Origin of the sequence: Exiguobacterium sp. s189, from assembly GCF_018617615.1 — a bacterium.
In the GTDB taxonomy this organism is placed as follows: domain Bacteria; phylum Bacillota; class Bacilli; order Exiguobacteriales; family Exiguobacteriaceae; genus Exiguobacterium; species Exiguobacterium aestuarii_A.
This window is the reverse complement of sequence record NZ_JACSKM010000007.1, coordinates 12040-29001: the sequence shown is the minus strand read 5'-3', so window position 1 is coordinate 29001 and position 16962 is coordinate 12040. Positions and strand designations below refer to the sequence as shown.

The 16962-nt window shown below is 45.7% G+C and carries 15 protein-coding genes and 2 tRNA genes; all 17 read right to left on the bottom strand.

What is annotated here, in order from left to right; genetic code table 11:
• Positions 1-81 precede the first annotated feature (81 nt).
• A complete protein-coding gene (locus tag KNO99_RS09850) occupies positions 82-1038 on the bottom strand; it encodes an L-lactate dehydrogenase (RefSeq protein ID WP_074033328.1) in 957 nt (318 codons plus the stop codon).
• A gap of 169 nt (positions 1039-1207) precedes the next feature.
• Complete coding sequence (locus KNO99_RS09845) at positions 1208-1978, bottom strand: DUF92 domain-containing protein (RefSeq protein WP_214747967.1); 771 nt, start codon at positions 1976-1978, stop codon at positions 1208-1210.
• Positions 1957-2511 carry a 5-formyltetrahydrofolate cyclo-ligase gene (locus KNO99_RS09840; protein WP_214747965.1) on the bottom strand — a complete coding sequence of 185 codons (555 nt, stop codon included), beginning with the start codon at positions 2509-2511 and terminating at the stop codon, positions 1957-1959. The genes KNO99_RS09845 and KNO99_RS09840 overlap by 22 nt, the downstream gene beginning before the upstream one ends.
• Before the next feature lie 54 nt (positions 2512-2565).
• Positions 2566-2730: a 50S ribosomal protein L33 gene (gene rpmG, locus KNO99_RS09835; protein ID WP_255313299.1), complete on the bottom strand. Its 165-nt coding sequence runs from the start codon at positions 2728-2730 to the stop codon at positions 2566-2568.
• Positions 2731-2814: 84 nt separating this feature from the next.
• A complete protein-coding gene (locus tag KNO99_RS09830) occupies positions 2815-5016 on the bottom strand; it encodes a 1,4-alpha-glucan branching protein domain-containing protein (RefSeq protein ID WP_214747962.1) in 2202 nt (733 codons plus the stop codon).
• A 15-nt stretch (positions 5017-5031) separates the two neighbouring features.
• Positions 5032-5784, bottom strand: a complete 753-nt coding sequence (locus tag KNO99_RS09825) for a DUF4912 domain-containing protein (protein ID WP_214747960.1) — start codon at positions 5782-5784, stop codon at positions 5032-5034.
• A gap of 116 nt (positions 5785-5900) precedes the next feature.
• Positions 5901-6563: a phosphate signaling complex protein PhoU gene (gene phoU, locus KNO99_RS09820; RefSeq protein ID WP_074033333.1), complete on the bottom strand. Its 663-nt coding sequence runs from the start codon at positions 6561-6563 to the stop codon at positions 5901-5903.
• Positions 6564-6579: 16 nt separating this feature from the next.
• On the bottom strand, positions 6580-7341 hold the full coding sequence (gene pstB / locus KNO99_RS09815) for a phosphate ABC transporter ATP-binding protein PstB (protein WP_224862754.1): 762 nt from the start codon (positions 7339-7341) through the stop codon (positions 6580-6582).
• A 110-nt stretch (positions 7342-7451) separates the two neighbouring features.
• On the bottom strand, positions 7452-8363 hold the full coding sequence (gene pstA, locus KNO99_RS09810) for a phosphate ABC transporter permease PstA (RefSeq protein WP_214747957.1): 912 nt from the start codon (positions 8361-8363) through the stop codon (positions 7452-7454).
• A gap of 1 nt (position 8364) precedes the next feature.
• The gene (gene pstC / locus KNO99_RS09805; protein ID WP_214747955.1) at positions 8365-9309 is read right to left on the bottom strand and encodes a phosphate ABC transporter permease subunit PstC; all 945 of its coding nucleotides are present in this window, start codon (positions 9307-9309) and stop codon (positions 8365-8367) included.
• Between the two features lie 83 nt (positions 9310-9392).
• The gene (locus KNO99_RS09800) at positions 9393-10331 is read right to left on the bottom strand and encodes a PstS family phosphate ABC transporter substrate-binding protein (RefSeq protein ID WP_214747954.1); all 939 of its coding nucleotides are present in this window, start codon (positions 10329-10331) and stop codon (positions 9393-9395) included.
• Positions 10332-10484: 153 nt separating this feature from the next.
• The gene (locus tag KNO99_RS09795) at positions 10485-12548 is read right to left on the bottom strand and encodes a peptidoglycan D,D-transpeptidase FtsI family protein (RefSeq protein WP_214747952.1); all 2064 of its coding nucleotides are present in this window, start codon (positions 12546-12548) and stop codon (positions 10485-10487) included.
• A gap of 156 nt (positions 12549-12704) precedes the next feature.
• Positions 12705-13313, bottom strand: coding sequence for a superoxide dismutase (locus tag KNO99_RS09790; protein WP_074033338.1), 609 nt, complete (start codon positions 13311-13313; stop codon positions 12705-12707).
• A gap of 84 nt (positions 13314-13397) precedes the next feature.
• On the bottom strand, positions 13398-14870 hold the full coding sequence (locus KNO99_RS09785) for an alpha-amylase (RefSeq protein WP_214747950.1): 1473 nt from the start codon (positions 14868-14870) through the stop codon (positions 13398-13400).
• Positions 14871-14983: 113 nt separating this feature from the next.
• Positions 14984-15057 (bottom strand) — tRNA-Ile (locus KNO99_RS09780).
• A 7-nt stretch (positions 15058-15064) separates the two neighbouring features.
• Positions 15065-15138: transfer RNA gene (locus KNO99_RS09775), tRNA-Met, on the bottom strand.
• Between the two features lie 107 nt (positions 15139-15245).
• Positions 15246-16889, bottom strand: a complete 1644-nt coding sequence (locus KNO99_RS09770) for a Na/Pi cotransporter family protein (protein ID WP_214747948.1) — start codon at positions 16887-16889, stop codon at positions 15246-15248.
• Positions 16890-16962 lie beyond the last annotated feature (73 nt).

Genomic DNA, 16962 nt, shown 5'->3' with positions numbered 1-16962 from the left:
CCTCACGACAAAGTCGTGGCTTGCCTCAAACGTACAAAAAACCCGCAACCTTTACGGCTACGGGTCACTCATATATCGCAATTACAAGACAGGTTCCATCGTTTTCATAAGGACGTTCGCAGAATGTTGCATTTTTTGATGTTCTTCTTCCGACAACTCAATCTCAACGACCTCACGCACGCCCTGACGGTTGATGATGGCCGGTACCCCGATATGAATATCGTGTAAACCGTATTCCCCATCAAGATGAGCACCGACTGTCAGCAACGTGTTCTCATTACGAAGAACCGCTTTGACCAAACGGAGTAATCCGAGTCCAATAGCATAGTATGTCGCACCTTTACGTTCGATGATGTGATAAGCCGCATCACGTACGTTCACATATATGTCTTCAAGGTCTTGCCAGTTATATTCATCATGCTCTTCAAGCAACTGCTCAACAGACTTTCCATAGATACGAGCATTACTCCAAGCAGCAAACTCGGTGTCACCGTGCTCACCCATGATATAGGCATGACAGTTACGTGGGTCGACATTGAAATAGTCGCCAAGCATGTAACGTAAACGCGACGTGTCGAGAACAGTACCTGAGCCGAAGACGCGATGTTTAGGGAGTCCTGAATACTTCCATGCCAAATGCGTCATAATGTCGACAGGGTTTGAGGCGATAATGATAATGCCATCAAAACCAGAATCCATAATATCTGAAATCATCGACTTCATGATCTTCGCATTTTTTTCAACAAGGTCAAGACGAGTCTCCCCTGGACGTTGCGGTGCACCTGCAGTAATGACGACGATGTCTGCTACACCACAGTCTGCGTAGTCTCCTGCCCACACACGCATCGGTGAAGACGCGAACGAGACGCCGTGGTTCAAGTCCATCGCTTCCCCTTCTGCTTTTGCCTTGTTGATGTCAATGATGACGAGTTCTTCACAAAGGCTTGCTGTCGTTAACTGGTACGCGAAACTCGCTCCAACTGCCCCTGCCCCTACGAGTGCGACGCGCGTTACTTTAGCATGATTTAATGTTTCCATATTGATTCTCCACCCTTCGATCAATCTGTTTCATGTTTTTGATATCTCTGTTACAACAAGATTGTAACATCATTCACAAACCCTAACTACAGTGGAAACCGTTTTCACTTTGGCGATATTGTGACAACTTTCACATTAGATTGAAACATCTTCATTTTCTGTACTACCCTCATCCGAACACCAAAAAACAAATAGACGCCGCTCCGAGAACGGATAAAAAATTGACTGCATCATTCCCTAGTACACGCCACCCTGACACATATGTTGTAGGAACTTGATGATGAACTTTCTTTTCCGTCAGCTTTCCACAAACCGTACAACGAAACTTCCGTTGAACCGTCGCCCCAAGCAATGTATCGATGACACTCCCACTCAGTCCGATTCCCCAAAGCGCCAACAGTAATGCCATGTTCAATTCGACAAACAGGAGAGAAGAACAGACGATCACGAACGCCCCTACAATCGACATGACCGTCCCAAATGTTGAAACGGCACCGCTCGTTCCCGGCTCAACTTCTCTAAACGTGAACATGAAACGCGGTTTACGTTTTGCGAGGACACCGAATTCAGATCCCCACGTGTCACTCGTCGCTGCCGCAATAGACACGATGTACATATAAAGATAGACGAGGTCATCTGTCAGTAAGTAACCGAGGGCACAAAGAATCCCTACCCCACCGTTTGCTAACACTTGAATGGCGTCGCGCGCTCCCGTTTTTTCGACAATGTCATCTACATTTTGTTTATCACGAGATCGATATTTCGATGCAAGAGAAGACGTCGAGAAGAATACACCGAGTAAATAGAGGCCGAACCAACCAAACGATAACCCAATCAACACCCCCGTCACTACAGTCAAGACGGCTCCCGAGAGCGTCAAGGAGTGCAACCGATACCCGAGAAAGGCGACGATACAAGTTACAACAAATATGGCGAACATTGAATCATCTCCTTTTCTGTCACAATCCACTGAACAGGTAGATCATGTGGTTCAGTCGGCACTTGATCGACCAATTGAACGGAGTACGCTAATGAAACCGTCTCCCCTTCATATGTACGTAAAAATCGGTCATAGTATCCTCCACCCCAACCGATTCGATATCCTGAACGGTCAAATACCCTTCCCGGCACAAGACAGAGGTCGATGCTTTTCGTCGTCGGCGGGGTCGTCGGCTCCAAAATATTCATGACGCCCGTCTCAAGGTCATCTACTGAATGAATATTATGAAACGTTAACCCCTGCTCCGTTACTTTCGGGACGCACACCGTTTTTCCTGCTTCAAACGCTTCATGAATGATTGGCGATGTATCGATTTCAAGCGGAAGTGACGATGTCACGGCAATCGTCTGGCTTTCTTTCCATATCTCTGTTGCGAACAACCGCTGATGGATGACTCGGTCAACTTGTTGGCGATTATTCATTTGTTTAATATACTGATGAACCGTTCGTCTTAACGCTGCTTTGTCTTCCACAACGCATTCCTCCTTACAAAAAAAGCCGCCACATATGTGACGGCCGGTCCCTCATTACTTCACTTCGCGGTAAAGCGTGTGACGACGGAGACGTGGGTTGTATTTGCGCAACTCAAGGCGCTCTGGGTTGTTACGTTTGTTTTTCTTCGTGATGTACGTGCGATCGCCTGTTTCTGTGCAAGCTAATGTAATTTTAACGCGCATTTCTTTCACTCCCATCTTAATGATGTTGTATCAAGTGCTTTTGCTTTACAGTCTAAGCATACTCAATTATCCTACCAAGTTTCTTATGAAAAAGCAAGGTTATTTCACGTTCTTTTTCATTGATTCCTGTCCATAAGGAGAAGATTCAAGAGGTAGGCATGTGTTGACATTCTCGCTTACTTTATACCATTGTTTCAGGTCGTTCATCGAGAGCTCTTCGCCGACATAGACGTACTCCGCTGACGAGAACACACTGTTTTCAATACGATGGATTGCATCGAATAAACCACCGTGCCCGTGCGGGTTCCGTGTCGCTTCAAAGGACAACATAGTTGAGTATAACGGAAGCGTGAGTGATTGCGCAAGTTCTCTTGCAGCAGGAATCGTCATCCAATCAAAGTGATGAATCACTTTGAATGATACCCGTTTCGAAAGTTCATGAACGAGTTTGACATACGCAATATTTTGCGTGGCAACCTGATTCATGACGTGCTCTAAAAATGGGCTAGTCGGACGAACTCGATACACATGAACGTTTCCGTGTCGTTCGTATTCCGGTAACTCATCGTGATACGGCGTCAGCACATAGACGGTTTCTCCCTCATTTGCTCTCGCCTCCACTTCCTCGACGACACGTTGACCAAGTCCACCGACGATATGACCGTGATATTCGGGTGTCAGCATAAGAATTGCCGACTCTTCTGCATCTCGTTCAGTCGTCACGTAATAGTCGTGCGGGGAGAGGAATGAATCGACATCAAGATCTTCGTCTTGAAGGAATGGATACGCCGCATAATGATCATCGAGCAACTTGTTCGAGACAGTGCCTTGATAAAGCGCCGTTTCAAGTTCGGCGAAGAGTCGTGTATGCTCCCTGAAGCGTTCAGCCGCATACTGTGCTGTCGTTTGCCCATCTAAGATAAACGCCCAGTCACTCGATACAGCCAACACATAATGGCGAATCAATTGCTTTAACGCACGATTCGTCAAATCCGATTGATCACGATAATCTGCTACGTCTTTGACGAGTTGCATCTCCATCATATGCAGGTGACGGAGCATCCATTCATTTCGTTCATTGATCCAAACTTCACCGTAGCCTTTTCGTCCCCATGTGTTCATGGAAACATGGACGGTTTGTAAATCTTTAAAGTGACGCTCAAGGAAGATTGCTGGCGTGATCGTTTCGATTCCAAATTCTTCGAGTCGATCTGCGACTTTCCCAAGAAATTCAGGACCTTCAAACCACCAGTGGCCAAACAATTCCGCATCGAACGGTGCTGTGACCAAGAACGGTGGGAACGTTTGTCCGCCATGTGCCTCCAGGTGCCCTTCTAACGTTTGAGCGAAGTCTGTCGCATGGTTCTCGATTTGATGTTCAGCCCACTCACGTACATAAAAGTCTTTTTGATCGGTGTCGCCTGTGATGCGGTGCATTTTTAATCCTGTGTCGAATCGAATGCCTTCCGGATGCATGAACGATTGAATGTAGTCCCAATCTCGGTCGTAGGCCAAATCTCGATAAAACTCTCGATAGTCAGGGTGACCTGGATATCCAATCATCGAACTCCAGATTTTACCCGAGATGATTTGGTCTCGTGGGAACAATGCGACACCATGTGGAGAATAGACCGGAGCACCAATGCCTTTTTCAGGAGTCGGGTCCGCATCGAGCAATGCATGTTCATCGACAAACGTGTATCGGATTCCTTCCTCGTAGAGAATTCGGTCCACGCCTGGTGTATACGCACACTCTGGCAACCAAATCCCTGTCGGACGGAACCCGTAGTGACGTTCGAAACAGTTAAGACCTGTCCGAATTTCAGCCCGTGCCGCCTGCTCCGTGAAGAGATGTGGGTTGAAGCCGTGGGTCGCCGTACAAGTCACCATGTCAATATATCCCGCTTCACGATATGTACGGAACGCTTCATTCAAGTTTTTATTCCAATGAAGGAACGTGTTTTTCAAGTCGTGATAACGCTGTTCATAGAAATGTAGCGTCGACGTCTCCTCATCCGTTCTTCCCTCTGAAAGTTCTAACGCAATCAATTCGAGCATCTCATCGATGTGCTCGACATATCGGTCTTGGATGAGCGGGTCAGCGAGCATTTCCACAACTGGTGGCGAAATACTGACTGTCCAATGCAATGGCCGCTTCAAGCGGTCAACTTGCCAAAGGATTGGAATATACGTTTCTGAGATGGCTTCATATACCCATCTTTCTTCTAAACGGTGCTTCTCTTCATGCCTAACGTACGGTAAATGAGCATGAAGGACGAGTGAAAAGTATCCTGGTTTCATGTAAGAATGTCCTCCTTAACGTACGTGACGGTATGCCGCATATTTTGGTAATGTATCTAATAACTCAGGAGAATCTACTTCCCCGTACTGCCAACGTCTCACCGGTTCCGCAAAACGTCCGATGCCGGCCGGTTCTGCACGCGGTGTATCAAGCGGTGCTGATGCCACGATTGGTAAAAATTCTCCCTCCATCGTGCGAATCCCGAATTCGAAGACATATGTCGTATTCGGATCGAGAGGACGAACGAACCAACTATTCGTCATTTCAGGTAGGTCGAACGTATACGATCGATTCGCATGACCACTCGCATAATCCAATAAGGTCACGTCTAAAATACGGAATGCTTTCGGTAGCTCTTCCCATCGTCTCATAAACTGAAGCTCTAACGTCTCTTTAACCAAATCAGATACTTCCCAGCACACATAAACCGAGTTCGGTGATTGTACGACTGCATGTAAAAAGTCTACGTTGTATCGGTCTGGCAACTGCCAGTATCCTTCTGGTCCTTTCGCAAGAAGTGGCGATACGTTCACATCGACCATTTCTTTCGCTGTGGCAACTTGTTTACGCGAAGTGGATCCTGGCGCTTTCGCTTTCGCTTTCTTATTGCTCTTTTGTTTCACAGGGACAACTTCCTGCAACTCTTGTTGCTGATTTCTCCATTTTCGCCATGCGTATTGGACTTTGCCAATCGGGACGTCTAGTTCTGCCGCAATCTGTTTCAACGTAAGTCCTTGTTGCTTCAAGGATACGATTTTCTCTTCCATCTCTGTATGGCTCCCTTCATGTAAAAATCCATGTAGACTAGTATTCGCTCATTCTTAATGAATTCCTGCCCAAAAAAAATAAAGAACAACAGCACTGTTGTTCTTTACCACTAATCTTATTGATTCAAATCATAATGTTTCCCTTTTTCAAGGAAAATTAAATGTTCTCCGAAGTTTGTCACGTGATCGCCCATCCGCTCGAGATATCTAGCGATGTTTGAGAACTCGTATACATCGTTCGTTCCGACCGTCATTGCCGGAAGGGAACCGATGTATTGTTTAATCACCGTTAGATTGATTTCATCAATTACACGGTCCATTTCATTGAGTTCACGGACACGACTCACTTCTCCTTTACGATACGCACGCGTTGCCAGCTCGAGCATGTCAATCAACTGTTCAGCCATCTGCTTGAGTGGTTGAATATCATGTAAATAAGGAACATGTTCAATTCGCGTCACAGCTTTGGCGATGTTCGTCGCGTAATCCGCGATGCGTTCTAAGTCTGTCGCCGATTTCATCGTTACAATCAGACGACGTAAGTCAGTCGCAACAGGCTGTTGCTTAGCAATCAATAAAATCGCTTCGTCGTTGATTGCTAATTCTAAATCATCGAGTTCATTGTCGTTGTCGATTACCGTTTGCGCCAACTCAAGATCATGTTTTTCTAACACTTCGATTGCCGTTGCCGTTTGTCGCATCGTCAAGTTTGCCAAAAGAACTACTTTATCTTCTAATTCAGTTAATTTCGTATCAAAAAATGTGCGATTTTGTGCCATCAATCTAGTCTCCTCCTTAACCGAAACGGCCAGAAATATAGTCTTCCGTCCGTTTGTCAGATGGATTCGAGAAAATCTTATCTGTTACATCGAACTCGACAACTTCTCCATTTAAGAAGAAGGCCGTTTTATCCGAAACACGGGCAGCTTGTTGCATGTTATGCGTGACGATAATGATTGAGTATTGCTCTTTCAACTCTTGAACGAGTTCTTCCACTTTCAACGTAGAAATCGGATCAAGGGCAGATGTCGGCTCATCCATCAAGATGACGTCAGGTTCGATCGCTAACGTACGGGCGATACAGAGACGTTGTTGCTGTCCACCAGAAAGTCCGTATGCGTTTTCGTTCAGACGATCTTTCACTTCATCCCAAATGGCAGCGCCACGAAGTGAACGCTCGACGATCTCATCGAGTACTTTTTTATTTTTGATGCCGTGCGTACGAGGGCCGTACGCTACGTTATCATATACTGATTTCGGGAACGGGTTTGGTTGTTGGAATACCATTCCGACCGATGTACGTAAATCTTCTACTTTATATCCACGGTCGAAGATGTTCCGACCATGATACAAAATTTCACCATTCGTTCGAACAGATGGTACGAGTTCTACCATGCGATTCAACGTTTTAATGAATGTTGATTTCCCGCACCCAGATGGTCCGATGATTGCCGTAACTTCATTCTTTTTAATATCGAGGTTGACGTCAATCAAAGCTTGGTCTTCGCCGTACCATAAGTTCAAATTGTTGACGACATAAGCGCTATCTTTTTTCATCTCAGTTGTTGTCGGTTCTGTCGTAGTTGTGTTCACGTTTTGATCTCCTTTATTGAGCTCTTGTTGTTTCATCATCTCGAGCTTCCTCCTCATTCATCTGCAAAAACGACTCAATGTCGGTTCGTATATTTGTTTCGGATATAAATCGCTACAGAGTTCATCGCAATGAGCATTGTCATGAGTACGATGATTCCTGCCGCGGCCAAGTTTTGGAACTCTGCTTGCGGTCGGCTCGTCCAGTTATAGATCTGGATTGGGAGCGCCGTGAAGTCAGAGAAAATTCCGCTTGGTGTTGTTGAAATAAATGTTGCTGCACCGACCATGATCAACGGTGCTGTTTCACCGATTGCACGAGACACGGCTAGAATGATTCCTGTGATAATCCCAGGAATCGCTGACGGCAAGACGACATTGAACGTGGTCTGCCATTTTGAAGCTCCTAGCGCTAAAGAAGCGTGTCGTAACTCCATCTTGACTGCCCGTAATGCTTCTTGTGAGGCTACGATGACGATCGGTAAACTCATGAGTCCGAGCGTTAACGCACCTGCCATAACCGAGTTTCCTAATTCCATGACACGGACGAATATCGTTAATCCGAGCAATCCGAAAACGATTGAAGGCACACCAGCCAAGTTCGAAATATTGACTTCGATAAATGAAGTCATTCGATTCTTCGGTGCGTACTCTTCTAGATAGATGGCTGCACCGACACCAATGACGAACACCATTGGTACGATCAATAACATTAACCAAAATGACCCGATTAATGCAGGATATAGACCAGCATCTTCAGGACGACGTGACGGGAAGTTACGTAAGAAATCAAGGTCGACCCAGCCCGCCCCTTTTGAGACGATGTCATAGATCAATGTCGACAAGACGACTAATGCAAAGACGAGTCCTGCCAAAAAGACATATTTGAAAATTTCATTCAGTTGTAAACGGCGTTTGATTCGTTCAGACACCGTTTCACGATCCATCAGGTTCTTCGTATTCTTGAACTCACTGTTCGGTAAAGCCATATTAGTACTCCTCTCTGAAGCGGCGCGTCACCCAGTTTGCGAGCAAGTTCATCAACAGAGTGAAGACGAACAACAACGCACCGACCGCATAGATACTGTAATATTCGATTGTTCCGTAACCTGCGTCACCTTTTGCGATTTGAACGATATATGCTGTCATCGTCTGAATCGCATTGAGCGGATTGAACTCGAAGTTCGGTTGCGACCCACCCGCAATCGTTACAATCATCGTCTCCCCAATCGCACGGCTCATTCCGAGAACGATTGAAGCAATGATACCAGATGTCGCTGCCGGCATGACGACCTTCGTCGCCACTTCAAGGCGTGTTGCACCTAGACCGAGCGCGCCATCTCGAATTTTCTTCGGCACCGCACTCATCGCATCCTCAGAAATCGAAGCGATCATCGGAATAATCATGATCCCGACGACAATACCAGGACTAAGCGCATTGTAAATTTGAAGTCCTGGAATCAACGCTTGCAAAATCGGTGTGATGAATGACAACGCGAAGAAACCGAATACGATGGTCGGTACACCTGCCAACACTTCTAAGATCGGCTTTAATACACGACGCGCTCGCTCCGAAGCGTACTCACTCAAATAAATCGCAGACGCCAGTCCAAGCGGTACGGCAACAATCATCGCAATCACAGTAATTTGGAGTGTTCCCATCACAAGGGCCCATACCCCGAAGCGCTGGTCTGCACTAAGCGGATACCATTCTGTCGTTCCTAAAAATTCAGCGACAGGCACTCGTTCAAAGAACTTGAATAGCTCAAAGCCAAGTGTGAACGCAATACCGATTGTGGTGACGACCGATACGAATGCGCTCAAGAATAATAAGAACGGCATGATTTTATCAAACACGTTCGTCGTACTATATTTCTTTTGTTTATTTTGTTGAATCATCTCTCGAATCGAGAGCTCTTTGTTTGGTTCATTCATCTCGTGTATCGCTCCCTACCTCTTCATACTAGAAAGCATGGCGAGAAGGTGAGAGCTACCCTCACCTTCTGCCACGTATCATCTTATTCTCCAGCGATCTCATCGATCATCTTCATGTTTTCGTCGTAACGCGCTTGCTCCATTTTTACGTAACCAACCTCTTCAGAAAGGTCAGCTGCATTTTCGTTCATGAAGCGTGCGAAGTCAGCTACTTGCTCTTTGTCTTTCAACGAAGCGTTGTTGACATACGTGTAAATTTCACGCGAGAGCGGGTAAGACAAATCGTTGATTGTGTCATGTGTCGGCTCTACTCCTTCAACATTCAAGGCACGAAGTGTGTCTTGGTTCTCGAGGTAGTAAGCAAATCCGAAGAATCCGATTGCCCCTTCTGTCCCAGCTACACCTGTGACGAGTACGTTGTCATCTTCAGACAATTGTGCGTCTTGACGAATATCTGTCTCATCAAGAACTTTCTCGTCGAAGAAATCGTACGTACCTGAATCTTTACCTGGTGCGAAGAATGAGATTTCCTCATCTGGCCAGTCCGAGCGAACGTCTTTCCACGTTTTCACGCTTGTATCTGTCCACATTTTATTCAATTCTTCAATTGTGATATCTTGTGCCCAATCGTTTGCTGGGTTCACAACGAGTGAAAGACCATCAAGTGCGACTGAGAGTTGTGTAAATTCCACACCATTTTTCTCAGCTTCAGCTGCTTCTTCTTCTTTGATTTCACGTGATGCGTTCGAGAAGTCTGTCTCTCCCGTCACGAAGCGTTTGAAGCCACCACCCGTACCAGAGACACCGACTGTCACTTCAACTTCTGGTTGTTCAGCTGAATATTCTTCTGCGACTGCTTCCATGATTGGGAATACAGTTGATGATCCGTCCATGACGACTTTTCCTGAGAGCGCATCGCCTTCAGCAGCGCCACTTCCTTCTTCATTGTTCCCACAGGCTGCACCTACGAGTGCGACCGAAGTGATTGAAGCGAGTAAAGCTGATTTTTTCATCCAAGACATTTGTGACGTCCTCCTTGAGTTTGCTTTGATTTTTGTTGTGGATCTGTTGTTCTGTCCTACAATTAATATCCTAATGAACTTCTATTAACGAGAAATAAACGGAACGTAAAAGAATTGTAAAGACAAAAAAAGAAGTCACCGAAGTGACTTCTTTCATTGAAGCATTGCATTCACATCTTCTAAGTTAAAGTAAGCTTTCATAATATCGTGCGCGACCCGCGTGTTGATTCCTTCCGCCTCTAGTCCAGGCATGATGATTGCCCATGCGATTTCAGGATCATCGAACGGCGCCCAACCGACGTGGTTCGAGTTAAGCGTCTTGACTGGTTCACCTTTTGCATTACGTTTCGCCTGACCGTCTGCACCTTCAGCAATAGCCTGTGCCGTCCCTGTCTTACCGGCCGCAGTCATCCCTGTCTGTTGCAAAATTCGAGATGAACCGGATGAAGATTCAACCCCTTGACGATATCCTTCACGAACCCGCTCAATATACTCGTCTTGAATATCGACTTTATTCAACGCGTTCGGTTGGAACGTGCTGACGACTTGTTTCTTGTTTTCATCGAGCGAACCTGGTTCAATGATTTCCTTCAGTAAATGCGGCTGAATGCGATAACCGCCATTCGCTAACGCAGAGGTGTATTGTGCCAACTGGATTGGCGTATACGAGATATACTGTCCGATTGACATATCCATGAGGAGCGTGACACGGTCGGGAACGCTACGGAATCCGGTCGACTCGAACGGTAAATCAATTCCCGTCTCGATTCCGAGTCCGAACTGTTTATAATAATGTTCCATCGTTTCAAACGCCTGTGTGACGTTTTCCCCGACAATTTGTCCAGTCGAATAATAGTCAGCCAAACGCAAGGCAATCTGGAACATATAAATGTTTGACGACATCGCGAGTGCATCTAAATCATTAATGTTTCCCATGTTACGGTAAGAGGCTTTGGTCGACGATCCGATTCGAATCGGTGCGTCATAAATATATTCTCCCGGCTCGACGACACCTTCTTCGAATCCATAAGCGACCGTCGCCCCTTTGATGGTTGACCCGATTTGGCTGGCACGGAGCACGGTACCTGTCGAGACATCTTTGAATTCGTTTGTCTCTAAATCAAGCTCCTGACCTGACAAGGCGAGGAGTTCACCCGTCTGCGGGTTCATGACAACAGCAAACGCTCGGTCGAAATGAGGACTTCCCGAACGTCCGGCCCGAATCGCTTTTTTCAAAATCTCGTCGACTTCTTTTTGGAATTCAATATCAGTCGACAATACAATATCTTTCCCCGGGTTCCCACTCACGCGAGTCGGTTCTCCGACCGGTTCACCTTTATACGTCGTGAACACATCGTATGCAGGCGTCCCGCGAAGGACGTCTTCATATTGTTGCTCCAAGTAGGACGTCCCGACACGGTCGTTCAGTCCATATCCTTTCGCCTGATATGAAGCTCGTTGTTCTGCCGGGATTTGACGATAGCTTCCTAAGAAACTCTTGAACGTCTCATCGAACGGATAGTCCCGTTGATAGTATGGCTCGACGCTCACGCCTGGCAACATTTCTAAATTTTCTTCAATGACTGCCATCTCTTTCGGACTTGCACCGATTTTGATGACTTGTGGGTCGAGCGCATAGCCGCTCTCCATATTATGTTTGATCGCGATGATTTCTTCTGTCGCATCATCGAACGTGATTTCTTCTTCTGTAATGGAGTCGAGCAAGAGCCGGTCCACATCTTGGTTGGACAAGGCAGCCCGCTCATCTTCCGGTAACTCCTCCATCAATGCTTGTGTACGTTCTTGTGCGAGTTCTGGATTCGTTGCAATCCAGTAATCCTTACGGTCACGTTCCGTCATTTTGCGATCTTCTTTCGGAATATCGACGATTTCCGATAACTTTTTGGCGACATCTAAGCGTTCATCCGCTTTCGTCACTTGCGAACGACGGTACATGATCGAGTAGTTTGAAATCGTATCCGCGAGCACTTGACCGTTACGGTCATAAATCTTCCCTCGCGGTACCTCGTATTTAATCTTACTTGACTCAGTTTTTTGAACTTCACGTGCAATCAACTCCCCATTCACGATTTGAACGACACCTAATCGAAAGATTAAGGTCGCAAATAGAACGAAGACGATGAAAAATAACAAATTCAAACGTAACGGTAAGTGGTTTCGCCGTTTCTTCGGCACTTTCACACGATTTTTTGCCAAGTCCGTTATCTCCTTCCAAAATCGATTCCTTCTATAGTATAGCGTACACGGTCATCTACTATTTTGTCCGTTTTTCACTATATCATAATTTGTTTACAAATTAATGAAAGACACAAAAAAACCCGAGACTCTATGAAGAATCTCGGGACAAACGACTTATTTTGCGTCAGCGTACAATTTCGCAACATAATCCCAGTCGATGACGTGGAAGAATGCATTGATATAGTCAGGACGACGGTTTTGGTAGTTCAAGTAGTAAGCGTGCTCCCAAACGTCAAGTCCGAGGATTGGCGTAACGCCTTCCATGATCGGTGAATCTTGGTTTGGTGTAGACGTCACTTCGAGTTTGCCGTTCTTCACGACGAGCCATGCCCATCCTGAACCGAAACGAGTAGTTGCAGCTTTTGTGAACTCGTCTTTGAATGCATCAAAGCTACCGAACGACTCGTCGATTGCAGCAGCGAGATCGCCTGAAGGTGTCCCGTTCTCGTTTTTCTTCAAGAGTTTCCAGAAGAACGAGTGGTTCCAGTGGCCGCCACCATTGTTACGGACAGCAGTTTGAATGTCAGCAGGAAGCGAATCGATTTTTTGAAGCAAGTCTTCGAGTGAAGAGTACTCCACGTCTTTTCCTTCGAGTGCATTGTTTACGTTTGTGACGTAAGTGTTGTGGTGTTTCGTGTGGTGGATTTCCATCGTGCGTGCGTCAATGTGTGGTTCGAGTGCATCATATGCGTAATCAAGTTGTGGTAATTCAAATTTAGCCATTACTAAAATCCCCCTTAAAAGTGTTTTGAACAACGTTCGTTATAAATGTAACAGATTTGTGACGGTCGACTCAATTGTAATGCTTCACTCTACATCTTCTTCTGGTAACGCCCAGACTGAAATAGATCCCGCCGCCACTTTAAATACCCCAAATCCTTCATCATCAATCTCAATTTTATCTTCTCGTGTATTCGTCAAGTCGACCCATGTTTCGCCAGCTCGCTCTTCCCCGACGAACATTCGCTTTTCAGCCTCGTCCGAAGTGGAGATGAGAACGGCACATCCTGAACGTTCGATCTCCTCCACACCTTTGCGTACCCAACCGATGACGTTTGCATCATCAAAGTAATCATCCTGTTCCCCATAAGCCTTTTCCCGACGAGCATAAAGAAGTGTGTCAATGGCGAGTTTCATCCCATCAGTCGGGCGGGGACCGTCGATGCCGTAGTAATCCCCGTAGAAAACACATGGATAGCCATCTTTACGAAGCAAGACGAGACCGTATGCGATTTGTTTGAACCAATCTTTTACCCACGACTCAAGCGCCTCTTCCGGTTGCGAATCGTGATTGTCTACAAATGTCACTGAATGGAGCGGGTGTGACTGGACGAGCGTATCATCAAAAATGGTGCGCATATCGAATGCGGCCCCTTCCTCTGACGCCTGATGTAATTTATAGTGGAGCGGAACATCGAATAAATCGACGTGGTAATCGATGTTATCGAGGAATTCACGGCATGCGTCAAGATCTGACTTCCAGAACTCTCCGACGAAATAAAATTCATCTCCCTTTTCTTCACGCATCGTCTGACTGAATTCTTTTACGAAGTCATAGTTGATATGTTTGATTGCATCCAATCGGAATCCGTCACATTTCGTTTCCTCAATGAACCATTTACCCCAGCTCAATACTTCTTCCCGAACTTCAGGATGATGATAATCGATGTTTGCGAACATCAAATAGTCATAGACACCGAATTCGTCATCGACATTGTCGTTCCATCTTTTATTCTCTCCAACTATAAAGAAAATGCCAGAACGGTCTGTCGCTGCATCATAATCCGTCCCGTTAAAATGTGTGAAGTCCCATTTAAATGTAGAATACTTCCCATCACGAGCTTCATAATCAAACTTTGTCCATCCTTCGATTTCAAAAGGCTCGTCAGACAGCACTTTCGTGCGATCATTCTGATCCACTTCGAGCACTTCGAACTTCTCGGTCGCATCTGCTCCTGCTTTATGGTTCATGACGACATCCATATAAATTTGCATCCCGAGTTCTTGCTGACAATAGGTTGTCGCTTCAAGAAGCTCTTTTTTCGTTCCGTATTTCGTGGCAATCGACCCTTTTTGATCGAATTCTCCTAAATCATATAAATCATAAATCCCGTAACCCGTATCCTCGCCACTTTGACCTTTTGTAACAGGAGGTAACCAAAGCGCCGTGATCCCAGCTTTATTTAAATCTTCCGCTCTCTCTTTTAACCGCTTCCAATGTTTTTGATCCGCTTCGACATGCCATTCAAAAAACTGCATCATGGTGTGATTTCGTTCCATTTTGTCCGCCTCATTTCATATTTTTCAAAAAACAAAATGCTAACGACTATTTACCCACGAATTTTAGATTGAAAACAAAAAAACAACTTTCACAAAATGAAAGTTGTTTCAAATGGACCCTGTAGGACTTGAACCTACGACCGGACGGTTATGAGCCGTCTGCTCTAACCAGCTGAGCTAAGGGTCCTTATAAGTAGCGGCGGAGGGAGTCGAACCCACGACCTCACGGGTATGAACCGTACGCTCTAGCCAGCTGAGCTACACCGCCATGTTGTTATACAGTAATAATATACTGAATATGCTCCATACTGTCAAGGGAAATTCCTTTCCATTAAAAAGAAAAACACTCCAACATGTAGTTGGAGTGCCTCATCTTTATACCGTCACTTCGTTCGCATCTTCGAGCGTGATTTCTGTGATGTTCATGGCATGGTCACCGATGCGCTCAAGGTTTGAGAGCATGTCGACGAAGAACATACCTGCTTGTCCATCACAAGCACCCGTGTTCAAACGAACAACGTGGTTTTTACGGAATTGACGCTCGAGCATATCGAGTTTCGCTTCCATTTCGATGACTTTACGTGCTTCGACCATGTCACCGCTCGCTAACGTCTGAAGTGATTTCTCTAACGTTTCGCGTGTGAGGTCATACATTTCAGTCAATTCTTTTTGAGCCTCTGTCGAAAGTGTCACTTTCGTAGCAGTCTTATAGTCAATCAACTCAATGATGTTTTCAACGTGGTCACCGATACGTTCGATGTCGTTGATCGCATGCATGAGCGTCTTGTGTTCTTGTGATTCTTGCTCTGTCAAATCAACCGCAGCCAATTTCACAAGGTAATCTGTGATTTTCGCATTCAACGAGTTTAACGCTTCTTCGATATGCGCAGACTTTTCAGAGTGTTTCTTATCCCCTGTTGTCAAATAGTTGCGCGCTTCATCGAGACCAAGTTTTGCAAAATCACCCATGCGGATGACTTCGTATTTCGCTTGCTCCACTGCAATCGAAGGAGACTGTTGAATGAAGATTGGATCCAAATGCTGTGCTTTCGTATCAACAATCGAGTCCTCACCAGGAACCAACTTCGTCACGAGCCAAGCAATCGAACCGATGAACCAGAACTGAACGAATGTGTTGACGACGTTAAACGTTCCGTGTGCGAATGCAATTTGCATCTTGTCTTCAATTGCCAAGAAGTCTGTAATCCAATAAATATAGTTTGTGAACGGAACTAACAAGACCATGAAGATCGTCGTTCCGATTAAGTTAAAGATAACGTGTGCTGCAGCTGCGCGGCGTGCGGCAACCGATGCACCGATTGATGCCAAAATAGCTGTGATCGTCGTACCGATATTGTCACCAAACAATACTGGAAGAGCGGCACCCAAGTCGATTGAACCACCTGCATAGAGCTCTTGTAAAATTCCGATTGTTGCAGATGATGACTGGACGATGACTGTAAATACAGTACCGACGATGACACCGAGGAACGGATTGTCACTCATTGATTGCGTCAAGTCGATGAAATATTCACTTGAGCGGAGCGGACGCATGCCGTCTCCCATCAACTCTAGACCATAGAACAATGCACCAAGTCCAAAGATGACTTGTCCAAGATGTTGGAAACGTTCTTTCTTAAAGAAGAAGAGTAAGACTGCACCGATTGCAATCATCGGCAGTGAATACTCACCGACATCGAATCCGATGATAAATGCCGTCACCGTTGTACCGATGTTTGCCCCCATGATGACCCCGATCGCTTGACGGAGTGTCATGAAGCCGGCGCTAACAAGTCCGACCGTAATAACGGTTGTACCTGAAGAAGATTGAATCAATACAGTAACGATAATCCCGGCGAGTACACCAAGGAATGGATTCGTTGTATACTTATCTAGGATGTCGCGCAGGCGATTCCCTGCAGACTTTTGGAGTCCGTCTCCCATCGATTTGATCCCGAAGAGGAAGATCCCTAGACCTCCAAAAAACATGAATAACATTTCTTGCAAATTGTATTCCACGATTTTTGTACTCCTTTTAATTAAGAATTGGTTGGATTTGCTTGGTTTTTAATGCCCTACTCATTATGCCTTC